Source organism: Aureimonas altamirensis (assembly GCF_023702225.1).
In the GTDB taxonomy this organism is placed as follows: Bacteria; Pseudomonadota; Alphaproteobacteria; order Rhizobiales; family Rhizobiaceae; genus Aureimonas; species Aureimonas altamirensis_B.
In genome coordinates, this window is sequence record NZ_JAMQCO010000015.1 from 40,018 (window position 1) to 61,584 (window position 21,567).

Genomic DNA, 21,567 nt, shown 5'->3' on the forward strand with positions numbered 1-21,567 from the left:
GTCTACTGGTCCAACCAGTTCATCAGAGGGCGTCATGGGTGCTGCCGGGCATACGCTGCAGCTTTCCGAGCTACCGGTCTTCCGCGAGGGGATCGTGCGCAAACCCATTCGCGAAGTCATCGCCGACAAACTGTCCACGCTTGTCGCCAGCGGCATATTGCAGGTCGGCGACACGCTGCCCGGAGAGCGCGACCTGGCGTTGGCGCTTAACGTCAGTCGCGAGGCGGTACGCGGCGCCATACAAACCCTTGCCGCACGCGGAATCCTCGAAGTCTGCCACGGCGCGCGCACCCGCATCCTCAGCGCCGATGTCGGGCCCGTCACCGTGGGCCTTGCGCTGGCCCGCGCCATCGACGCCTACGACATCGACAGCGTCCATTCGGCACGCATCCTCATAGAGCAGAAGCTCGTCGCGGACGTTGCCCGCAAGGCCGACCGCCGGCTTTGCCGCATCCTTCGCGAGTTGTTGCAGGCGCAGGCCGGGATGCTGGACGATCCGGTCCGCTTCCTGATCTGCGACCGGGAATTCCACGTTGCGATCTACCGGGCGCCGGGAAACCGGCTTCTGGCCGACTTCGCGACCGACCTCTACACCTACATGATGGAATACAGGCGGCGGGCGATCGGCCAGCCAGACGCCATCGGGCGCAGCCACGCCGAACACGAAGCCATCGTCTCCGCCATCGAAGCTGGAGACGCGAATGCGGCCGTGTCGGCCTTTGCCGTCCACACCGGCCGCATCTATGCCACGACGCGCTCCGTCATGGAGGGGCAGGCGCCCCCGGATGCAAACCGCGCAAAGGCCGGCAAAGACCGGCGGCGCGACCCCTGACCCATCAGAGAATTCAACATTTCGTTCGGGAGGAGAACACGAAATGGAACGCAGAACAGTCTTGAAGCTCGCCATCGGCGGCGCCGTGCTGGCAAGCACCGGTTTCTCGGCCTTCACCTCGGCCATCGCCCAGGGCAAGGACATCGTCTACCTGACGCCCGGGCTCGACCTGCCCTTCTGGCGCTACCTGTCCAAAGGCATCGAAAGCGCGGTGACAGCCAAGGGCTATGGTTTCCAGGCTCTGGATTCGCACAACAGCGCACAGACACAGTTGCAGAATGCGCAGGATTCCGTCACGCGCGGCGTGGGCGGCATCATCATTTCCCCCACAGATTCCTCGACCGCACCCAGTGTGCTGCAGCTTGCGCAGCGCGCCGGCATACCGGTCGTCATCGCCGATATCGGCACCAATAGCGGCGACTATGCCTCCTTCATCATTTCCGACAACTATCGCGGCGCGCACGATGTCGGCACCGCGCTGGCCGCCGCCCTGAAGGAAAAAGGCTGGGAGGGCGGCGACGTCGCCATCGTCGCCATTTCGCAGGCCCGCAAGAACGGCCAGGCGCGCACGCAAGGCTTCCTCGACGGGCTGAAGGAAGGCGGCTTCACCGGCCGCGAGGCGGGCATGCAGCAGATGCGGAGCTACACAACGGACGAGACCTTCAAGTTCACGCAGGATATCCTGACCGCCAATCCCGGATTGCGCGGACTTTTCATCCAGACCGACCAGCCGGCCATGGGCGCCCTGCGGGCCATCAAGGCGGCGCGCAAGGACGGCGAGGTTCTGGTGGCGGCCTTTGACGGCATCCCGGATTTCGTGCCGCTTCTGGAGTCGGGCGACCTCGTCGTGTCCGGCATGCAGCAGCCCTATCTCATGGGCGTGCGCTCCGGCGAGGCGATGATCGACGTTCTGGACGGCAAGACGCCCGAAAAGGAGATCACCGTTCCCATCCTCGCGATCACCAGCAAGAACATCGCCGAAGAATTGCCGACGGTGAAGGAAACCGTCTTCGCAAACGAAGTCTGACACTGCCCTTAGGCAGGCCGAGTCGATGCGTGGCCTGCCAATAGTCTGGCGTGACGTGCGGAGATGCAAGGTGGTGGATGAGGATCAGGCGCGCAGCGGCATACTTCTCAGCGCGCGCGGACTAACCAAGACATTCGAGCGCACCCGCGCCCTCGCCGGAGCCGATTTCGAACTCCGGGAGGGCGAGGTGCACGGGCTGCTCGGGGCGAATGGCGCGGGCAAGTCCACGCTGTCGAAGGTGATCTCCGGGCATGTCATGGCCGATACGGGCGACATCACATATCGCGGCCACGACATCCACATGCGCAGCACCCGCGACGCCTTGCAGGCGGGAATTGCCATCGTCATGCAGGAAACGAGCCTCGTGCCGGACCTGACGGTGCTGGAGAACATGTTCCTGCCGGAGCTCGGACGCCCCGGCCGCCTCGACTATCGCACTCTGCGCATCCAGGGAGAAGAGATCCTCGAGGCTCTCGGCCAGCGCGAGGGGCTGGCATTCGACAGGGAGGTGCGAACCCTGTCCTCGGCGCAGAAACAGCTTGTCGAGATTGCCAAGGCGCTGGGCGTCCGCGCCAAGCTCATCATCTTCGACGAGCCGACCGCGGCGCTCAGCCCCGGCGAGGTCGAGCGCCTGTTCGAGGTCATGGAGCGCCTTCGCGCATCGGGCCGGGGCCTCGTCTTCGTATCGCACCGGCTGGAGGAGGTGTTCTCCATTACCGACCGCGTCACGGTGATGCGCGAGGGACGCACCGTGATGGATGCGCGCCCCACCGCCAGCCTGAGCCAGGGCGAGCTGATCCGGGCGATGGTGGGAAGCGAGTTGCATTCGATCTACCACCGCGAGGGCGCCGCGCAACCGCAGGCCGGCGGTGAACCCGCCCTCGAAGTGCGCGGCCTTTCATCCGCGCCGCTTGTGCGCGACGTCTCCTTTACCGTTCGCAAGGGTGAGATCCTCGGCCTCGGCGGGCTCGTCGGGGCGGGCCGCTCCGAAACGATCGAGGCCATCTTCGGCCTGCGCAGGCGCGATGGCGGCACCGTCATGCTGGAGGGCAAGCCCCTGCCCGCCGACCGGCCCGACAAGGCCATGCGCGCCGGGCTGGGCTTCGTGGCCGAGGACAGGCGCTCCCAGAACATCGTTCCGGACTTCTCTGTCCGCGAGAACCTTCTTCTCGCGCACCTTGGCGCCCATCGCGGGTTCTTCTGCAATTACCGCGCCCGCGACAAACAGGTATCGCGCCTCCTCGCCGGCCTCGGCCTGCCCGAAGAGCGGCTCATGGACGCGTCCATGCTGAACTTCTCGGGTGGCATGCAGCAGAAGGTGATCATCGCCCGGTGGTTGCTTCTGGAGCCGCGCGTGCTGATCCTCGACGAACCGACCAAGGGCGTCGATATCGGCACCCGGGCAGGTATCTACGCCATGCTGCGCGAGGTTGCGGCGCAAGGCGTGGCGCTGGTGATCGTATCGTCGGATTTTGAGGAACTGCTGGGCCTTGCCGACCGGGTCGTCGTCATCAGCGACGGACGCTCCATCGCAGACCTGCCGAGCGCCATGCTGGACGAGGAAAAGCTGACGCTTCTGGCCGCGCCGCGCACCTCCATGGCGCGCAACACCGATCTTCTGCAGCGTCTCGCCCGGCAGCATGGCGGCGCGGGATTCTGGGCCCTGATGGAAGACGACAGCCTGATCTGCCTGAACGCGGTGGTGGAGAACGCGGCAGCCGACCCGGGCTTTCGCAGCGGCGAGGCGTGCCGCTTCGCGCAAACGCGGATTCCGGCGGCCCTTGCCCGCCGCGACGCAGGCTTCGTGATCGATGCAGCCGGTGGCCGCGCCACCCTGATGACGCAGATGCGCAGTGCGCGCGGGCATGATTTCGGCTGGGTCGGCATCAGCCTGCCGGACAATGCGCCGCTTCCCCCGCCTGAAACCATCCGCAGCCATATCGACGCGATGGCGCAAACGCTTTGAGGTTGATGGACATGACCGCAGATACCGTTTCCCCAAGATCGAGGTCCGGTCGCTCCATCGGCCGCCGGCTGATCGGCCGGCTCGAGGTGCGCATGACGCTTCTGGCGCTGCTGATCGCCTTCTGCCTGTCCTTCATGTCTCCGTACTTCCTGACGCAATCCAACATTTTCAACATGCTGGACCAGTCCGTCGTCATCGGCATCGTGGCGGTGGGCATGACCTTCGTGATCCTGACCGGCGGCATCGACCTTTCCGTCGGCTCCGTCGCCGGGCTGACGGGCATCATCCTGGGCCTCGCCCTGCGTGAGATGCCGATCGTGCCGGCGATAGCGCTGGCCGTCACCGCCGGCGGCTGCATTGGCCTTCTGTCCGGCCTGCTCATCAACGTCTTCGGCCTCGCGGCCTTCGTGGTCACTCTGGGCGTCATGGCCATCGGACGCAGCCTGGCCTACATCCTGTCCGGGCAGACGGCCATCTCGACCATCCCGGATGCCATGCAGTCCATCGTCTATACGACCGTACTCGGCGTGCCGACCAACGTCGTCTTCCTGTTGGCGCTCTACCTCGCCGCCTTCCTGTATCTCGGCTACACCAAGGGCGGGCGCACCATCTACGCCGTCGGCTCCAACAAGGAAGCCGCGCGGGCGGCCGGCCTGAGCGTTCTTTTCTATGCCGTCCTGCCTTACGTGATTTCCGGGGCGCTCTCGGCCGTCGCGATCACCTTCTCCATTGCCCAGTTGCTGTCCGCCGACCCCCTGATGGGCAATGCGATGGAACTCGACGCCATCGCGGCGGTCGTCATCGGGGGCGCCAGCCTCTATGGCGGACGCGGCTCCATCATCGGCACGCTGTTCGGCGTGTTCATCATGGTCATGATCCGCAATGGCCTGAACCTGATGGGCGTTTCACCCTTCTGGCAGGGAACCGCGATCGGCACGATCATCATCGTCGCCTTGCTGGCCGAACGCCTCGTAAGCTCGAAGGTCAATCCATGACGCACGCACCCTCCACCGCCGTTCGCCTGTTCGGAACGGAAGAGCCCTCGCCGCAACCGCGCATCCTTGCCGCGGGTCCGCTGACGGCCGAACTGGACGCGGGAAACCTGCGGCACATCCGCTTCGGCGGCGTGGAACTGATAAGGGCGATATCCTTCATCGTGCGGGACAGGAACTGGGGCACCTACAATCCCGTGATCGAGAACCTGTCTATCGACGAGAATGCCGACGGCTTCGGCATCACCTACGACGCCGTCGCGCGTGACGAGGCGCAGGCCTTCCGCTACAGCGCCCGGATCTCCGCCACCGTCGCCGGGCAACTCACCTTCAGCGCCGACGGATCGGCGGATACAGATTTTCTCACCAATCGCACCGGCTTCGTGGTGCTGCACCCCATCGTCGGCGTCGCCGGCCGCGCGGTGCGCATCGAGCATGCCGACGGGACGATCGAAGACGGAACCTTTCCGCAATTGATCGACCCCGTGCAGCCGATGATGAACCTGCGCGCCCTGACGCATGAAGCCGCACCGGGGCTGTCCGTCACATGCCGGATGGAAGGCGACGTCTATGAGATGGAAGACCAGCGCAACTGGACGGACGCATCATACAAGACCTATGTCCGCCCTCTTTCCCTACCATGGCCCTATACCCTGCAGAAGGGCGAGAAGATCGCGCAGGTCGTGACACTGACGGTTGACGGCGCCTTGCCGGCGAGGGCGGCGGAAGCCGTCGGCGAGCGCGTGTCCATCCGCGAGGAAGCCGGCGCGATACCTGCCATCGGCTACGGCCTCGACCCATCCGAGATCGAGGCGGCGCTGGCGCAGGCCGACGTGCTGTCGACGATCCGGCCAGGGCAGATCGTCTGTCATTTCAACCCGGCGCTCGGCCATTACGAGGCCACCTTGCGCGTCCTCGTGGAAACCGCGCGAAAGCTGGGGGACGATATCTGGCTCGAAGCCGTTATCCAGTCCATCGACGGGTTCGAAGCCGAATTGTCGACGCTCGGTCGCTGGGTCGACGCATTGGAACGGCCGTTCACCACCGTCCTTGTTTCCCCCGCACCCGATCTCAAATGCACGCTGCCGGGCAGCGCGTGGCCCGATGCCCCGCCTCCACGCCGGTTTTTCGAGGCGGCGCGACTGGCCTTTCCCGGTGCGCGCATCGGTGGCGGCATGTTCAGCTACTTCACCGAGATGAATCGCAAGCGTCCACCCGCCGACCTCCTCGATATCGTCAGCTTCACCACCACGGCGACCCTGCATGCGGGCGACGATCATTCGATCATGGAAGGTCTGGAATCGCTTCCGGCGATCTCTGACAGTGCGGGGGCGATCGCCGCCGGCAAACCCATCGCCATCGGTCCCAGCGCCATCGGCATGCGCATGAACCCTTATGGCGACGCCCCGATGGCCAATCCGGGCAATATCCGCCAGGCGATGAACTTCAACGATCCGCGCCAGCGCGGCCTGCTCGGGGCCGCGTGGATGCTGGGTTATATCGCGCGTCTGGCGGCAGGCGGCGCAAGCGCCATTACCTTGGGAGGCGCGACCGGTCCGTTCGGGCTTGTGCACACGCCCCGAGACTGGCCCCAGCCGTGGTATGACGCGGCCAGAGGCTTGTTCCCCGTCTTCCACGTCTTGCGTGGCCTTGCCGCACTGCAAGGGCTTGCGCGCCTTTCGGTCTCGCATGGGGACAGCGTCGAGGCGCTGGCCGTTCGGGACGAGCGTGGAACGGCCTTGTGGATCGCCAATCGTACCGGCAGGGAAAACCGCGTGCAGCTTCCGGCAAACGCAACCGCTGTTTTCATGTTGGACGAAGACAGTTTCGAGGCGGCCAGCCGAATGCCGGACGCCGCGGAAACCCTGGCAAAGCCCTTTTCCGGCTCCACCTTGACCTTGAAACCCTACGCGGTCGCTCGCATCGACTGGGACGCCCTCTAACGGACCTCCAGCCGCAAGGTGCGCTCCACCACCTTGGCGAATTGCTGGAAACGCGCACGTGGTCTTTCCCCCAGAAGGTCGGCCAGTTCCGCCGGCACGGCCAGGGTAAAGCCGCCACGCGGATCCTGCAGCCAGCGCAGCTTGCCGAGCACGCCCGGAATGGCTGCCGTCAGCAGGAAGACGACCCGGAACAAGGAAGCCAACACCCGCGCGCGCTGAAGCATGCGCGGTGGGATCAGCCTTTCCAGGTCAGGCATCATCCCCTGCTCAAAATGCCCCTCGTAGCGGAAGTAGTTCGTCAGCCCGAGGAAGGTCCGTCCGGCATGGTCGAGCGCCGGCAGCGCCGCATGCACCGTGAAGGACAGGGCCTGGCCGCCGCGATAGTCCGGATGGGCGCGCCAACTGACGTCGGCCAGGAGGCATGCGGCGTCCCGAAGGCGCTCTTCCTCGGGCGTCTCCTCGATGCCCAGCGCGTGGAACGTATCGGCAGCGAAGCGGACGAGCTCTTCGTTGTGAATGGGCGAGCGGGACCGCAGGGTGGACAATTCCCGGGCCGTGACCAGCAGCGCATCCTTCTCGATCTCGGCCTGGGGCAGAAGCGAGTGCAGATATCCCTCGCGCACGCCATAGGCGGAAACCACGACATCGACAGGCTTGAGGTTGGCTATCACCGATTGCAGCGTGACGGCTCCATAGGGAAGAAGCGGCCGGCGGCTGCGCGATACGGCGTCGATGCCCGGCAGTTTTTCCGGATCGCCGGTCGCCACCTTGTCGAGAAAATCCGCAAGCTCGGCCACGGCGACGCGGTACCCATGCATGACCTGCAACGGATAGCGTGTCTGCTCCATGTGCAGCTTGGCAAGGTTGCGCCAGGTGCCGCCGACGGCGTAGAAGCTCTTGCCTTCGCAGGCGCCTGCCAGCGTCGATCCGCCGATCTCGCCGTCGGCGATGGCACGGGCCCTGGCGATCTCCCCGCCTGAAAGGTCGCGCAGGCGAAGGCCGCCGAGCGGCGTCGTCAACCCGGTCCCGAACCGCCCGGACAAGACCTCCACCAGTTCAAGGCTGCCGCCGCCCAGATCTCCGACGATGCCATTCGGGGCGAAGAAGCCCGCGGCCACGCCCTCGGCGGCGTAGCGCGCTTCGTCCGCGCCGGACAGGATGATGATGGCGCGGCCGATTGCGGCCTCCGCCGCCTCGATGAACTCCGCCCCGTTGGACGCCTCGCGCGCGGCCGCCGTAGCCAGCGGATAGACGTCCGTGCAACCGGCAAGCTCCGCCAATGCGCGGAAGCGCGTCAGGGCGGCCAGCGCGCTGGCCACGGATTTGTCGTCCAGCCGGCCCGTGCGGGCAAGGCCCTTGCCCAGCCCGCTCAGGACTTTTTCGTTGAACAACTGTACCGGCGCGCGGCTGTTGCCCTCATAGATGACGAGGCGCACCGAGTTGGAGCCGATGTCGACGACCGCGACGGGCAAACGCCCGGCAATGCGGCCCTGGCCTGTAAGATCAATCGAAACGGGAGTGCTCCGCGCGTTGCCTTGCAATGAGCTTCGGCGCATTCGACTTCAGGGCCTTGCCGCGCCCGGACAGGCTCGGATTGGTCATGAAGTAGCGCTGCGCGTCGAAAGGCTGTTCGCCGACCGATGGGCTGATGCGCCGCGAGGTGCCGTCCGACAGGACGGACCAGCTCTGCTGGTTGTCGAGAATATTGCCGAGCATGATCTGCGACAAAACCTGGCTGTGCACGGTCGGGGTCGTCATCGGAATCATCGTTTCCACCCGCCGGTCAAGGTTGCGCGGCATCAGATCGGCCGAGCTCATGTAGACGATGGCCTTTTCCGATGGCAACCCATGGCCGTTGCCGAAACAATAGATGCGGCTGTGTTCCAGGAAGCGGCCGACGATAGATTTGACGCGGATATTTTCCGAAAGGCCGGGTACGCGTGGCCGAAGGCAGCAGATGCCCCGCACGATCAGGTCGATCTCCACTCCGGCCTGGCTGGCGCGGTACAGGGCGTCGATGATCTTCGGGTCCACCAGGGAATTCATCTTCATCCAGATCTGGCCGCTCCGCCCGGCGCGCTGGTGCTGCACCTCCTCCTCGATATGCTGGATGATGCGCTGGCGCAGGTTCAAGGGAGAGACGGCCAGCTTGCGCAGTTCCGTCGGCTCGGCATAGCCGGTGATGTAGTTGAAGATCATCGACACGTCGTGCGCGATGTCGGGATCGGCCGTGAAGTAGGACAGGTCGGTATAGATGCGCGCGGTGATCGGGTGGTAGTTGCCCGTGCCCATATGCACGAACGACACCATGCGCCCTTCCTCGCGCCGCACGACGAGCGACAGCTTGGAATGGGTCTTCTTCTCGATGAAGCCGAACACGACCTGCACGCCGGCCCGCTCGAGGTCGCGCGCCCACTTGATGTTCGCCTCCTCGTCGAATCGGGCTTTCAGCTCCACCAGCGCCGTCACGGACTTGCCGGCCTCGGCCGCGTCGATCAGCGCGCGCACGATGGGCGAGTCGTTGGACGTGCGGTACAGCGTCTGCTTGATCGCCACGACATTGGGGTCGGAGGCCGCCTGCCGCAGGAACTGAACCACCACATCGAAGGATTCGTAGGGGTGATGGACGACGATGTCCTTCTCGCGGATGGCGGCGAAGCAGTCGCCGTTATGCTCGCGGATGCGCTCCGGAAAACGCGGGATATAAGGCTCGAACTTCAGGTCCTCGCGCGGCAGCTTCACGATTTGCGACACGGCGTCGAGCGCCAGCATGCCATCCATCACCGAGACGCGGTTTTCCGCCACGGCCAGTTCCGTGGCGACGAAATTGCGCAGGCTTTCGGGCATCACCGAATCGAACTCGATGCGGATCACCGAGCCGCGCCGCCGCCGCTTGAGCGCGGATTCGAAAAGGCGGACGAGGTCTTCGGCTTCTTCCTCCACCTCGATATCGGAATCGCGGATCAGGCGGAACGTGCCCTGCCCCCGCACCCGGTACCCGGGAAACAGCCGCCCGATGAACAGCGCCACGACACTTTCAAGCGGCACGAAGCGGTTTTCTCCCGCCTCCGTCACCGGCATCTCGATAAAGCGCTGCAGGGCGACGGGCAGGCGCAGAAGCGCGTTCATGCGATGGGAATCCCGCTCGCGCACCAGCGCCAGCGCCATCGAGAAGCCGAGATTGGGAATGAAGGGAAACGGGTGCGCCGGATCGATCGAAAGCGGCGTAAGCACCGGGAAGATGGTTTCGTCGAAATGGCGCTCCAGCCATTCGCGGTCGGGCTTCTTCAGTTCTCCGGCCGCGACGATGTTGATGCGCTGCGCCTTCAGTTCCTTGACCAGGTCCGCAAGCGTCGCCTGCTGCTCGGACTGGAGAAGCTCCACCTCGTCCAGCACCCTGTCGAGCTGCTCCTGCGGCAGAAGCCCGTCGGCGCTGCGCACCGGAATCTTCTCGCGCACCTGTCCCGCCAGCCCGGCGACGCGGACCATGAAGAACTCATCCAGATTGCCGGCCGAAATCGACAGGAAACGCAGCCGCTCCAGCAGCGGATGCTTGGTGTTCTCGGCCTCCTCCAGCACGCGGCGGTTGAACTGGAGCCACGAGAACTCGCGGTTCACGAAGCGGTCGGCCGGCAGTTCGTCTGCGGCCGGCGGATTGTCGTTTCGGGGAGCCACCGGGACGACGCCGATCGCCTCCATCAGCGGACGGTCCGGCATCATGACCGGCGGCATCCCGTCGGCGCCGGCATGGGCCGCGGTCACCACCGCCGTGGCGGCGAGATTGCCGACGAGCCCGTCCACGACGGCGGCGGCCGCCACTTCCGCCCGCTCGACATCGGCCTTGGCGATGGCCGGCTCCTTGCGCTTGCGCGGGGCCGCCCTGCGTGTGGGCTGCGCCGCCGTCGCGCCGGCTTTCCTACGGGTCGTCTTGCCGCTCATCTCGCTCACTCGATTCTTCCCGCCTTCATCTTAGGACAAAACTGCAAGGCGCATAGCCGGGTGCGGCGACGCTTTGATGACGGTCAGGCCTCCCCATCCTCGATCACCGAGGCGACCATCCCCCGGGTGATCCGCCGGCCGCTGGCAAGGCTTTCGCGGTCCAGGCGCGCCACCAGCGCTTCGGCAGAGGCGATGGAGCGTTCCATCCGCGACAGGACATAGGCCAGGAGCTTGGGGTCGACGTCCATCTGACGGTCGGCGAAAAGCTTCACCAGCACACCATGCAGGAGCATGTCGTCGGGTGCCCCCAGTTCGATCTGGGTTGCCGCTCGAAGCCGGGAGGCAAGGTCCGGCAGGCGAAGGCGCAGGAGCGGAGCCGGCGTGCGGCTGGTCAACAATACATGGCCGAGGCCCGTGCGCGCGGCGTTGACGATGGCGAAGATCTCCTCTTCAGCCATGTCGGTACGATCCACATCGTCGATCACGCGCACGAAGCCGGGTTGCGGCTCGAAAATGTCCCCGGCCCGCGCATGGCTGCCGCCGGACATGGCCGCGAAGGCTTCGGCTATATGCGTCTTGCCGCTGCCTGCCGGCCCCACGATCATCAGCACGGGGTGACGCCAGTGCGGCCAGGCGTCGATGGCCTCGATGGCAAGAAGGTTCGCTTCGCTCTCTATCAGGTCCGCGCGGTCGAAGGATGCGCGGTGCGGCAGTTCGAACGGAAGTTGACGTGTCGTACTCATGCTTTGCCTCCGTCCCCGGCCTCGCCCCGGGGCGAGAATTCGCTGCGGATGGCAGCGGACAGGTTCAGGCTTTCCACCACAGGCGCAGGTTGCTGTTCGATGGTGCGCCCATAATAGACGTCGCTTTCGAGATATTTGCCGAGCGCGAAGCGCACCAGCACGCCCACGGCCGCCGCCGCAGGCACGGCGATGAGCAGACCGACGAAGCCGAACATGGCGCCGAAGGCAAAGAGGGCGAACATCAGCCAGACGGGATGCAGGCCGACCGAAGCGCCGACCAGCTTCGGCTGAAGGATGTTGCCTTCGATGAACTGCCCGGTCAGGAACACGCCGGCAGTCGCCGCCACCCAGACCCAGTCGGGCCAGAACTGGACGAGCGCGACGCCGATGGCCACGATCAGCCCGAGCGCCGAACCGACATAGGGAATGAAGGAGATCATCCCCGCGAAGAAACCGATCAGCAGCCCGAAATTCACCCCGACGAGCGTCAGGCCGACGGCATAGTAGGTGCCGAGGATCAGGCACAGGCTGCCCTGCCCGCGAACGAACCCGGCCACGGACCGGTCCACCTCCCGCGCGAGGCGGCGCACGGTGGTCAGGTGCTGGCGCGGCACCCACGTATCGATCTTGTCGATCATCCTGTCCCAGTCGAGCAGCAGGTAGAAGGCGACGACCGGTGTGACGACGAAGAGCGACAGGAAGTTCACCAGTGCCAGGCTGGACGTCCATAACTGGCCAACGAAGGAGGTGAAGAAGGCGGAGCTCTGCCGCACGATATCGGAGAAATCCTGGCTGAGGCTCTGCTCCTGATCCTGGAACAGCCAGGACAGCGGGCCGGTGCGTGCCTCGATGGCCAGTTCCTGAAGGCGTTGCAGGTAATGCGGCAGGTTGAACACGAAGGCGGTGATCTGGCTGGAGATCACCGGCACCACAACCAGGATCAGCGCGATGATGAGGACGATGAACAGGACGAGGATGACCAGCGAAGCCGTCAGCCGCGAAAGGCCGCGCCGCGTGAACCAATCGGCGATCGGATCGAGGAAGTAGGCCAGCACCATGCCCAGCACGAATGGCAGGAGGATGGAGCTGAACAGCCAGATAAAGGCCAGCACCACCGCCGCCGCGATGCCCCAGAACATGGCCTGACGCCGGAGGAGCCGGCTGCGATCCTTCACCATTTGTCCGTGCTGCACTTTCCCCGGCGAATACGGCCCTGCGGCCGCCTGACTTCAAAGACGAGATAGGCAGCCGCCGGACAAGGGGTCAAGGGATGCATCGCGGCATTATCCCGCCTTTTCCGTGCGTTTTGCACTTGTTTCCCATCCCCGCTTCTGTCAACCGAACGGCAAAGACGAAGGTTTCGAGACAATGACCGACCAGAAGACCAACGGGCTCACCTATCGCGATGCGGGCGTGGACATCGATGCCGGCAACGAACTCGTCCAGCGCATCAAGCCGCTGGTCAAGTCCACCCGCCGTCCCGGCGCGGATGGCGAGATCGGCGGGTTCGGCGGCCTGTTCGACCTCAGGGCGGCGGGCTTTGCCGATCCTGTCCTCGTGGCCGCCAATGACGGCGTCGGCACCAAGCTGAAGATCGCGATCGATACCGGCCTCCACGACACGATCGGTATCGACCTCGTGGCGATGTGCGTCAACGACCTCGTCGTGCAGGGGGCCGAACCTCTCTTCTTCCTCGACTATTTCGCGACCGGCCGGCTCGATCCGGCGCAGGGCGAGGCTATCGTCGCCGGCATCGCGGAAGGGTGCCGCCAGGCCGGTTGCGCTCTCATCGGCGGCGAGACGGCGGAAATGCCCGGCCTCTATGCCGAAAAGGACTATGATCTCGCCGGCTTCGCCGTCGGCGCCGCGGAGCGCGGCCAGTTGCTGCCGTCCGCCGGCCTGGCCGAGGGCGACATGATCTTGGGTCTCGCCTCCTCCGGCATCCACTCCAACGGCTACTCTCTGGTGCGCCGTATCGTGGAGCGGAGCGGCGCGGCCTACGACGCGCCGGCTCCCTTCGATGATGGCCGGACCCTGGCAGCCGCGCTGATCGAGCCGACGCGGATCTATGTGAAGCCGCTGCTCTCCGCCATCCGCGAGACCGGCGGCATCAAGGCGCTGGCGCATATCACCGGCGGCGGCTTCCCCGAAAACATCCCGCGCGTCCTGCCCGAGGGCCTGCGCGCCGACATCGACCTTGACGCCTTCAAGGTGCCGGCGGTGTTCCAGTGGCTGGCGCGGCAGGGCGGCGTCGCCGAAGCGGAGATGCTGCGCACCTTCAACTGCGGCATCGGCATGATCGTCGTCGTTCCGGCGGCAGATGCGGCAACCGTCGGGGCGGTGCTTCAGCGCGAGGGCGAGACGGTGGTGCCGCTCGGCCGCATCCTGCCACGGCATGCCGGGCCGGCCGTCACCTTCAACGGAAGCCTCTCCCTGTGACGACGCCGCAAAGGAAGCGTATAGCCGTGCTAATTTCCGGGCGCGGCTCCAACATGGAAGCCTTGATCGAAGCATCGAGAAGTCCCGACTTTCCGGGAGAGATCGTGCTGGTTCTGTCCAACCGGCCCGAGGCCAAGGGGCTGGAGACGGCCGCCGCCGCCGGCATCGATACACTGGCGCTCGACCACAAGTCTTACCCGGATCGGGCCGGTCACGAGGCGGCCGTGGCGCAGGCCCTCGATGCGGCACGGCCGGACGTCATCTGCCTTGCCGGCTACATGCGCCTTCTAGGACCGGCCTTCGTCGCACGGTTTCTCGGACGGATGATCAACATCCACCCGTCCCTTCTGCCGCTGTTTCCAGGGTTGCATACGCATGAGCGGGCTATCGAGGCGGGCATGCGGGTGCATGGCTGCACGGTGCATTTCGTGACCGAGGAGATGGATGGCGGACCGATCATCGCGCAGGCAGCGGTGCCGATCCTGCCCGGCGATGACGCTAATGCCCTGTCGGCGCGCCTGCTGCATGCCGAGCATACGCTTTACCCGCATGCGCTGGCCATGGTGCTGCGCGGCGATGTCGCCTATCGGGACGGCAAGGCCGAGATACGCGCCCGCATGCGCGCAGCTACCGGCGAGATGCTCGTAAGTCCAGCTTGATGGGAGTGCTTTGCTTCAGGTTCAACGATGTTGTAGAGCCAATTTGGAAACATTGGCGAGGCCTTGCCTCTCAAGCGAGGCGGCAAATTCTTCGGGAGAAGGTTTCGTCTTCCGCAGGTTCAGTCTTGCCTGTGTCAGGCTAGCCATAAAATGCCTGGGATAGGCGGAATAGACCTCCATCAAGAACACATCCGGCGACTTTGCCTCGATGCCGAATGGCTGAAGGACCCTGGTCGGAAAATCTCGCATATTCCACGTTACGATCAGCCGTGCATTCGCCTTGATCGCCACCGCCAGAACATGGCGATCGTCCGGATCCTTCAGAGTCAGTTGGTTGATAAGAGATTCGTAGCCGACGACATCGGCTTCAGGCAGAACCGCTTTCATCTTGTCGCGTGTCGACCTTAGTCTGTCGATGCTGAGACCAGGCGTATTTGCAGAGAGGTTCCGGATCCACTCATCATGTATCCGATCGGACCACCGCGCATCCAGCAACCGATCGAAGGCACACTGGATCAACAGATTGCGAAGTTGAAACGGGTATAGAACACAAGCGTCGAGAACGGCGACAAACGAAAGGCGCGGCATCGTCGACGTTCAGAGGTTATGATCGACGATCAACTCTTCCGTATCCGCGGAAAGGTCATCAAGAGCGCCCCGTCGCTTGTCGAGCTCGGACTTGAGTCTCAATACATCGCGTAGGATCGCCCTGCGATGCTTGCCGACATATCGAAACGGAAGTTCGCCGCGATCCATTCTGAGTACGACAAGCGGACGCGATATGCCAAGAATGGAGGCAGCCTCGCTCGGACTAACCTCCTGCTCCTCCGTCAGAACAGCAACGCGCTCGCCGGCAGACATGCGGTCCAGCAGTATCTCCACAGCCTGCGCAACCGCCGGAGGCAAGTTCACCGATTCCTCTGCCCCGTCGGAGTGCCTTACGCGGAGGAAAACGCGATCCGATTGCCCAAATCTCGGCAATCCGGATACGGACTGCCTGTCCGACCCCGAAAGACTGGAAAACTGGACGATACGGCCAACCATCAGGAACCTCCTTGAAACAGGATAGCCGCAGGCCATAATAACTGCAATAACTGAAATTCAGGCCGCCCGAACCCAGACGCGGGTGTCGTGGAAAGCGGCGCCGCCGAAGGGCGGTGGAGCATCGGCGCCCGTCAGCACGTTGATGCCTTCGCCCCGCTCGAAGGCACTGTTCGGCCAAAGCCCTTCATGCACAAGCACGCCGGGCCGTACGGCATCGCTGGCCTTGACCGGCATCGTCACGTCGCCGCGCGCGTTGCCCACCACGACGCGTTGCCCGTCCACAAGGTTTAGGCGATCGAGATCGTTGGGATGCATCGTCAGCTCCGGCCGGCCTTCCCGCCCCTGCGAACTCTTCGTTTCCGCAAAGGTCGAGTTCAGGAACTGCCGTGCCGGCGACGTTGCAAGACGAAACGGATGCGCATCGTCCGCTTCCTCGATCAGCGTGACATGGTCGGGGAATTCCGGCAGCCTGTGATAGTCGCCGAGCAGGCCCATGCGCTCGTTCGGCCGGGTTCCGGGACGCATGCCCGTCCAGTCCGGCCTGAAGCGGAATTTTCCGTCCGCCCAGCCGAAACCGTCGAGGAAATGCGCCTTCTCGAAAGCCGGCTGCACATCCAGCCAATGCTTTTCCTCCAGTTCCGCCAGCCCGCCATCATAGCCGCTCGTCCTGAGCATCCGATCGATATGCTCGCGCTCGGTCAGGCCGAAGCCCGGCCGGTCGGCGACACCCAACCGCTTCGCCAGTTCCTCGACCACGAAGTGGTTGCTGCGGACCGTATCGGGGCCGTCGATCAGCTTGGGCCCAAGCAGAATATGGCTCTGCCCGCCGCCGCGGTAGATGTCGTCATGCTCCAGGAACATCGTCGCCGGCAGGACGAGGTCGGCCAGCTTCGCGGTATCGGTCATGAACTGCTCGTGCACGGCGACGAAGAGATCGTCGCGCATCAGTCCCTCATGCACCAGCCGCTGCTCCGGGCAGACATTGGCGGGGTTGGTGTTCTGCACCAGCATGGCCATGACGGGCGGGCCGCCCTGCAAGGCGGCGGCATCGCCCGTCAACACACGGCCGAACTGGGTCTGGTCGAGATGACGGATGGACGGATCCTCATAGGAACCGCCTTCCACCAAACTCTTGTCGAGGCCGAATATGCCGCCATTCGTATGAAAAGCACCACCGCCCTCATGCTGCCAGTGGCCGAACACCGCGGGCACGCATGAGGCCGCATGCATCGCGACCGTGCCATTGCGCTGACGCGTGAACCCGTAGCCCAGGCGGAAATAGGTACGTGGCGTCCGGCCGATCAACGCGCCGAGCGCCTCGATCTCCTCCACGCTCAGTCCGGTGATGCCGGCTGCCCATTCGGGCGTACGTGTCTGGAGATGCGCTTCCAGTCCGGCAGGATCGTCGGTCATGCGATCGAGGTAGGCGCGGTCCGCCGTGCCGTCCCGGAACCCGATATGCATCAGCGCGCAGGCCAGCGCCGCGTCGGTGCCCGGCCGCAGCTTCAACGCCATGTCCGCCTGCTTCATCGTGGCGTTGTCGTAGATGTCGACCACCACGATCTTCGCGCCGCGCTCCTTGCGGCCCCGCACGGCATGGGTCATCACGTTGACCTGCGTGGCCACCGCATTGGTGCCCCAGATGACGATGCAGTCCGCCTTTGCCATTTCGCGAGGGTCGACTCCGGACAGCGCCCCGGTGCCCGCGTACCAGCCGGTCCAAGCCGTGTTGACGCATATGGAGCCGAACTCGCCGGAGTAGCGCTTGGCATGGCGAAGACGGTTGATGCCGTCGCGCTGCACCAGCCCCATGGTGCCTGCGTAGTAGAATGGCCAGACAGCTTCCGAGCCGTATCGCGCCTCCGCCTTCAGGAACGCTTCGGCCACCATGTCGAGTGCGTCGCTCCACTCGACGGGACGCCAGTTGCCCTCGCCCTTCCCGCCGACGCGCTGCATGGGAAGCATCAGGCGGTCGGGATTGTGCACGCGCTCCGCATAGCGCGCGACCTTGGCGCAGATGACGCCGGCCGTATAGCTATTGGCCTCCGCCCCACGGACGCGTCCGATGGTGCGGCTGTCGATCAGGTCCACCTCGAGCGCGCAGGTGGACGGGCAATCGTGGGGGCAGGCCGTATGGCCCTTGGCGATGGGAAGAGGCTTGTTCATGCCCCCTTATATCAAAGCATGCAGCCGCTTCCTCATTCAATTTGACGATTCGAGATATCCGGATCGTTCATGCGTGCCGGCGATACTCAGGCGGCTCGTCCGTATCGGGCGACCTCTTCGGGTGTCAGCTCCGGATAATCCGTATAGCCGCGCTCGTCGCCGCCGTAGAATGTGCTCTCGTCCCATTCGGCCAGGGGCGCCCCTAGCGCAAGACGCCTGACGAGGTCCGGATTGGAAATGAACGGCCGTCCGAAGCAGGCCATGTCGATTTCGCCCGCATCGGCCCGTTCGATCGCCAGTTCACGCGTGTAATTGTTGTTGCCCATGTAGAGGCCGGAGAAATGGTCCTTGAGGCTCCAGGGCTTGAAGCGGTCGACATCGCGATCGCCCCGCGTAGCGCCCTCGATGACATGGAGATAGACGAGCCCCCGTCGCGACAGTTCCTCGACATAAGGCACGAATACCTTTGCCGGGTCGCTGTCGGTCAGATCGTTGGCCGGGCTGACGGGGGAAATCCGGATCCCGGTGCGGTCTGCGCCCCAGATTTCGGTAACGGCGTCCACCACTTCGAGAGGGAAGCGCATGCGGTTTTCCACGGAGCCGCCATATGCATCGGTGCGCTGGTTGGCCCCGTCGCGAAGGAACTGGTCCAGAAGGTAGCCATTGGCCGAATGGATCTCGACGCCGTCGAAGCCGGCGAGCTTGGCCTGCCTTGCGGCATGCCTGTAATCTTCCACCACGCGCGGCAGCTCCGAAATATCCAGCGCACGGGGGGTTACCATGTCCTGCATGCCGCTCTCGGTGAAGCTCTGCCCGTTCGCCTTCACCGCGGAGGGCGCCACCGGCAGGGCGCCGCCCGGCTGCAGGTCCGGGTGCGACACACGTCCGACATGCCAGAGTTGAAGGTAGATATGGCCGCCGGCCTCATGGACGGCATCCGTCACCTTGCGCCACCCGACGACCTGAGGGTCGGTCCAGATACCTGGCGTCCAGGCGTAGCCGCGGCCTTCGGCCGATATGTTGGTGGCCTCGGCGATGATGAGCCCGGCGCTGGCGCGCTGGCGGTAATATTCTACATGCATGTCCTTCGGAACGCCGTCCGGCGTTGCGCGCGAGCGCGTCAGCGGCGCCATGGCGACACGGTTCTGCAGGCGCACGGGGCCGAGATCGACCGGCTCGAATAGCTTGTGATGGCTCACGGGATATTCCCTCTTCCGTTGGCCCGACACGAACACGCTTCCGGCGGGCCGAGTTCCTCGATATGGCTACAGCGAACTCTCCAGGCGCCGGAGAAATGGTGAACGGTGCGTTCGCAATCGCGAGACGAGGCGGCAAGCTTTTGAATTATCGACATGCATTCCATGCGGGAAATTTCGCCGACGTGCATAAGCACGCGCTCCTGGCCCGGCTTGTGGAAAGCTTCAAGCGCAAGGACAAGGCATTCCGCGTCTACGATACCCATGCGGGTATCGGCCTGTACGACCTCACCTCCGACGCAGCCTTGCGAACAGGCGAGGCCAAAGCGGGAATCGACCTGCTCATGGCCAGCGCAGCGCGTTCGCACCCGCTTCTGGCCACCTACGCCGATATCGTCGCCCAGGTCGACAGCCAGGCCGGGTACAGGGCCTACCCGGGTTCGCCCATGCTGATCCGCCGTCTGCTGCGCCCGCAGGACAGGCTTTCGGCCTATGAGCTGCACCCAGACGATGCCCGCAAACTGGCATCCACATTCGCCGGCGACGTACAGGTGAAGGCCATTCACCTGGACGGCTGGCTGGCGCTCGGCGCCCATCTGCCGCCCAAGGAAAAGCGCGGAATGGTGCTGATCGATCCTCCCTTCGAGGAAGCGGGGGAGTTTCGGCGTATTGTGGACCATCTGCAGAAGGCCGTGCGTCGGTGGGCCGGGGGCACCATCGCGGTATGGTATCCCATCAAGCGAGGCTCGGACGTGCGGCAATTCCACGAAACCCTGTCGGCCAGCGGCATACCGGATATTCTGGCGCTCGACTTCCTGCGTGAGGATTACGGCGCAGAGGAGAAACTCGTCGGCTCCGGGCTGATGGTCATCAACCCACCCTTCGGCTTCGTGGACGAAGCCCGAACCATCATGGAGGTGTTGCTGCCCGTCCTCTCCAGTTCGTCCACTGCGCATTGTGGCATCAATGTGCTGGCGGCGGAGCGCATATGAGCTATGTTACCAGAAGTTGCATATCTCATACCGCCTGAGGGGACGAAACAGTCATGAAGCTCGGTATTCTGGCCGCGACAAGCGTGATGGCCAGCCTTGCGGCGGGGGCCGCCCAGGCCGCCGATTATTTTCGCGCCGTGCCCGAGGCCCAGACGGCCATCGTGGTGCGCAGCAACCTGCCCGCGTGCAACGATCCCCGCGTCCTTGCGAAGATCGAGGATCAGTTCGAATACGGGGCGCCGAACGTGCAGGGCCGTCCGCTGGCCGTGATGGAATTTGCCGGGCTTCACGAGAAGGCATACTTCCCCGCAATCGGGTTGCGCACCGTCGAGCGCCGTTATTGCCAGGGGCAGGCCCTGGTGACCGGGGGCGACTACAAGGGCGGCACGACGGCCAACAACGTCTACTACGTCATCGAATATCCCATGGGATTCGCCGGTGTGGGCTGGCGCGCGGAAGGCTGTTTCCTCGGCTATGATGCCTGGCGCGTCTACGGCGCGAACTGCCAATCGCTGCGTCGCTTCTGACGCGGCTTCTCGATCGGGAATCATCATGCGACTTTTGTATTCCAAGCCTTCGCCCTATGCGTCGAAGGTCCGTCTGGCCGCGCACCACTGCGACCTGAAGCTGGAACTCGTGCCAACCGACACCGGCTCCGCGCCTGCCGAGTTGATCGAGGCCAACCCGCTCGGCAAGATTCCGGTTCTCATTTTGGAAGACGGATCGTCCGTGCATGACAGCAAGGTCATCTGCGAATATTTCGACAGGCTCAGCGGAAATCAGCTGATACCGCAGACCATGGAAGCATGGTTGCAGGCCAAGCGTACGGAATCGCTGATCGATGGTGCGACCGAATGCGCGCAGCTTCGCCTCTACGAAGTCCGCTACCGGCCGGAGGAAATGCGCTACCAGCCGATGATGGACAAGCAGTGGGGCCGCGCTATGCGTGCCTTGAAGGTGTTGGATGGCGAAGTCGCCTCCCTGCCCGACCAGCCCAATATCGCGCATTTCGCGCTTGCCGCCGATCTCGGTTGGCTCTCGCTTCGATTCGGCGGTGAATGGGAAGGCGACAATCCCAACCTCGTCCGTTGGCTGGAGGATTTCGCAAAATCCTATCCGGCCTACGAGGAACTGAAGCCCACGGCGTGACGGGTCGATCCGACATCGGTTCGGGTCCGCCGATCACAAATGGCATCTTCAGATCATCCACGGTCGCTTGATCGAAGGCGCAAACGCCTCTATCGTCAGAAGTGCCCCCGGATGCGGGAAACACCCGGGGACCTTTCACTACTTGATCAGCAATGCGACCCGGAGCCGGATCATCCAGCCGCTCCGGGTTTTTCTCACGTGTAGTGTGATCACGATCAGTAGAACCATCGCTCTCACTCCTGTTCGGGGACAAGCCTGTTGCCACAGCCTTGGAGGCTCATCGTCCAAGGCAGCGTCGGGCTGGCGCAACGCTTTTCTGCGTCGTCCCCGAATGCCGACCGCCCGCCAGGGGGCGTCGGTGCATTCGCCTTTACCCAAAAGTCGAATCGATTCCTATATCGAATATTGGACAAATCATTCGCGGCCGCTTGATCGGGAGACCGAAGACTCCTATTTTCAGAAGCACCCCCGGATGCGGCA

At 64.4% G+C, this 21,567-nt stretch carries 18 protein-coding genes; 10 read left to right on the forward strand and 8 right to left on the reverse strand.

Going from position 1 to position 21,567, the window contains the following annotated elements; all coding sequences use genetic code 11:
- The first annotated feature begins 34 nt into the window (after nucleotides 1–34).
- From NDN16_RS19345 to NDN16_RS19365, 5 genes are all read left to right on the forward strand, one after another.
- Nucleotides 35–832, forward strand: a complete 798-nt coding sequence (locus tag NDN16_RS19345) for a FadR/GntR family transcriptional regulator (protein WP_251115095.1) — start codon at nucleotides 35–37, stop codon at nucleotides 830–832.
- A gap of 43 nt (nucleotides 833–875) precedes the next feature.
- Entirely contained in the window at nucleotides 876–1,859 is a 984-nt protein-coding gene (locus NDN16_RS19350) for a substrate-binding domain-containing protein (protein ID WP_251115096.1), read from the forward strand.
- Between the two features lie 70 nt (nucleotides 1,860–1,929).
- On the forward strand, nucleotides 1,930–3,825 hold the full coding sequence (locus NDN16_RS19355; RefSeq protein ID WP_251115097.1) for a sugar ABC transporter ATP-binding protein: 1,896 nt from the start codon (nucleotides 1,930–1,932) through the stop codon (nucleotides 3,823–3,825).
- 11 nt (nucleotides 3,826–3,836) lie between these two features.
- Complete coding sequence (locus tag NDN16_RS19360; RefSeq protein WP_251115098.1) at nucleotides 3,837–4,820, forward strand: ABC transporter permease; 984 nt, start codon at nucleotides 3,837–3,839, stop codon at nucleotides 4,818–4,820.
- Complete coding sequence (locus NDN16_RS19365) at nucleotides 4,817–6,760, forward strand: hypothetical protein (protein WP_251115099.1); 1,944 nt, start codon at nucleotides 4,817–4,819, stop codon at nucleotides 6,758–6,760. The genes NDN16_RS19360 and NDN16_RS19365 overlap by 4 nt, the downstream gene beginning before the upstream one ends.
- On the opposite strand, the gene NDN16_RS19370 is transcribed toward NDN16_RS19365, so the two are convergent.
- From NDN16_RS19370 to NDN16_RS19385, 4 genes are all read right to left on the reverse strand, one after another.
- Nucleotides 6,757–8,316 (reverse strand): Ppx/GppA phosphatase family protein, encoded by a 1,560-nt coding sequence (locus tag NDN16_RS19370; RefSeq protein WP_251115100.1) that lies wholly within the window; start codon nucleotides 8,314–8,316, stop codon nucleotides 6,757–6,759. The two genes, NDN16_RS19365 and NDN16_RS19370, sit on opposite strands and share 4 nt — an antisense overlap.
- A complete protein-coding gene (locus tag NDN16_RS19375; protein WP_251115114.1) occupies nucleotides 8,264–10,459 on the reverse strand; it encodes an RNA degradosome polyphosphate kinase in 2,196 nt (731 codons plus the stop codon). The genes NDN16_RS19370 and NDN16_RS19375 overlap by 53 nt, the downstream gene beginning before the upstream one ends.
- Nucleotides 10,460–10,782: 323 nt before the next feature.
- On the reverse strand, nucleotides 10,783–11,442 hold the full coding sequence (locus NDN16_RS19380; protein WP_251115101.1) for an HdaA/DnaA family protein: 660 nt from the start codon (nucleotides 11,440–11,442) through the stop codon (nucleotides 10,783–10,785).
- Complete coding sequence (locus tag NDN16_RS19385) at nucleotides 11,439–12,620, reverse strand: AI-2E family transporter (RefSeq protein ID WP_251115102.1); 1,182 nt, start codon at nucleotides 12,618–12,620, stop codon at nucleotides 11,439–11,441. Before NDN16_RS19385 ends, NDN16_RS19380 begins: the two co-directional genes overlap by 4 nt.
- A gap of 190 nt (nucleotides 12,621–12,810) precedes the next feature.
- On the opposite strand from NDN16_RS19385, the gene purM reads away from it, so the two are divergent.
- Both purM and purN read left to right on the forward strand, forming a co-directional pair.
- A complete protein-coding gene (gene purM / locus NDN16_RS19390) occupies nucleotides 12,811–13,881 on the forward strand; it encodes a phosphoribosylformylglycinamidine cyclo-ligase (RefSeq protein WP_251115103.1) in 1,071 nt (356 codons plus the stop codon).
- 53 nt (nucleotides 13,882–13,934) lie between these two features.
- A complete protein-coding gene (purN, locus tag NDN16_RS19395) occupies nucleotides 13,935–14,540 on the forward strand; it encodes a phosphoribosylglycinamide formyltransferase (protein ID WP_251115115.1) in 606 nt (201 codons plus the stop codon).
- Between the two features lie 21 nt (nucleotides 14,541–14,561).
- Here the strand turns inward: purN and NDN16_RS19400 are convergent, their stop codons facing one another.
- The 4 genes from NDN16_RS19400 to NDN16_RS19415 form a co-directional block, all read right to left on the reverse strand.
- Complete coding sequence (locus tag NDN16_RS19400) at nucleotides 14,562–15,128, reverse strand: PIN domain-containing protein (protein ID WP_251115104.1); 567 nt, start codon at nucleotides 15,126–15,128, stop codon at nucleotides 14,562–14,564.
- Between the two features lie 9 nt (nucleotides 15,129–15,137).
- Nucleotides 15,138–15,584, reverse strand: coding sequence for a DNA-binding protein (locus NDN16_RS19405; protein WP_251115105.1), 447 nt, complete (start codon nucleotides 15,582–15,584; stop codon nucleotides 15,138–15,140).
- A 57-nt stretch (nucleotides 15,585–15,641) separates the two neighbouring features.
- Nucleotides 15,642–17,750: a molybdopterin oxidoreductase family protein gene (locus NDN16_RS19410; RefSeq protein ID WP_251115106.1), complete on the reverse strand. Its 2,109-nt coding sequence runs from the start codon at nucleotides 17,748–17,750 to the stop codon at nucleotides 15,642–15,644.
- 86 nt (nucleotides 17,751–17,836) lie between these two features.
- Nucleotides 17,837–18,949, reverse strand: a complete 1,113-nt coding sequence (locus NDN16_RS19415; protein ID WP_251115107.1) for an alkene reductase — start codon at nucleotides 18,947–18,949, stop codon at nucleotides 17,837–17,839.
- 182 nt (nucleotides 18,950–19,131) lie between these two features.
- Between NDN16_RS19415 and NDN16_RS19420 the strand changes: the two genes are divergently transcribed.
- The 3 genes from NDN16_RS19420 to NDN16_RS19430 are packed head-to-tail and all read left to right on the forward strand — an operon-like array spanning nucleotide 19,132 to nucleotide 21,087.
- On the forward strand, nucleotides 19,132–19,938 hold the full coding sequence (locus tag NDN16_RS19420) for a 23S rRNA (adenine(2030)-N(6))-methyltransferase RlmJ (protein WP_353050236.1): 807 nt from the start codon (nucleotides 19,132–19,134) through the stop codon (nucleotides 19,936–19,938).
- 53 nt (nucleotides 19,939–19,991) lie between these two features.
- Nucleotides 19,992–20,465: a hypothetical protein gene (locus tag NDN16_RS19425; RefSeq protein ID WP_251115109.1), complete on the forward strand. Its 474-nt coding sequence runs from the start codon at nucleotides 19,992–19,994 to the stop codon at nucleotides 20,463–20,465.
- Between the two features lie 25 nt (nucleotides 20,466–20,490).
- Nucleotides 20,491–21,087 carry a glutathione S-transferase family protein gene (locus NDN16_RS19430; RefSeq protein ID WP_251115110.1) on the forward strand — a complete coding sequence of 199 codons (597 nt, stop codon included), beginning with the start codon at nucleotides 20,491–20,493 and terminating at the stop codon, nucleotides 21,085–21,087.
- Nucleotides 21,088–21,567: the final 480 nt, after the last annotated feature.

Coding starts and splice junctions, on each gene's coding strand:
- NDN16_RS19345 (WP_251115095.1), top strand. CDS start 35: ATGGGTGCTGCCGGGCATACGCTGCAGCTTTCCGAGCTACCGGTCTTC.
- NDN16_RS19350 (WP_251115096.1), top strand. CDS start 876: ATGGAACGCAGAACAGTCTTGAAGCTCGCCATCGGCGGCGCCGTGCTG.
- NDN16_RS19360 (WP_251115098.1), top strand. CDS start 3,837: ATGACCGCAGATACCGTTTCCCCAAGATCGAGGTCCGGTCGCTCCATC.
- NDN16_RS19365 (WP_251115099.1), top strand. CDS start 4,817: ATGACGCACGCACCCTCCACCGCCGTTCGCCTGTTCGGAACGGAAGAG.
- NDN16_RS19370 (WP_251115100.1), bottom strand. CDS start 8,316: ATGCGCCGAAGCTCATTGCAAGGCAACGCGCGGAGCACTCCCGTTTCG.
- NDN16_RS19375 (WP_251115114.1), bottom strand. CDS start 10,459: ATGGAGGCGATCGGCGTCGTCCCGGTGGCTCCCCGAAACGACAATCCG.
- NDN16_RS19380 (WP_251115101.1), bottom strand. CDS start 11,442: ATGAGTACGACACGTCAACTTCCGTTCGAACTGCCGCACCGCGCATCC.
- NDN16_RS19385 (WP_251115102.1), bottom strand. CDS start 12,620: ATGGTGAAGGATCGCAGCCGGCTCCTCCGGCGTCAGGCCATGTTCTGG.
- purM (WP_251115103.1), top strand. CDS start 12,811: ATGACCGACCAGAAGACCAACGGGCTCACCTATCGCGATGCGGGCGTG.
- purN (WP_251115115.1), top strand. CDS start 13,935: ATGGAAGCCTTGATCGAAGCATCGAGAAGTCCCGACTTTCCGGGAGAG.
- NDN16_RS19400 (WP_251115104.1), bottom strand. CDS start 15,128: ATGCCGCGCCTTTCGTTTGTCGCCGTTCTCGACGCTTGTGTTCTATAC.
- NDN16_RS19405 (WP_251115105.1), bottom strand. CDS start 15,584: ATGGTTGGCCGTATCGTCCAGTTTTCCAGTCTTTCGGGGTCGGACAGG.
- NDN16_RS19410 (WP_251115106.1), bottom strand. CDS start 17,750: ATGAACAAGCCTCTTCCCATCGCCAAGGGCCATACGGCCTGCCCCCAC.
- NDN16_RS19425 (WP_251115109.1), top strand. CDS start 19,992: ATGAAGCTCGGTATTCTGGCCGCGACAAGCGTGATGGCCAGCCTTGCG.
- NDN16_RS19430 (WP_251115110.1), top strand. CDS start 20,491: ATGCGACTTTTGTATTCCAAGCCTTCGCCCTATGCGTCGAAGGTCCGT.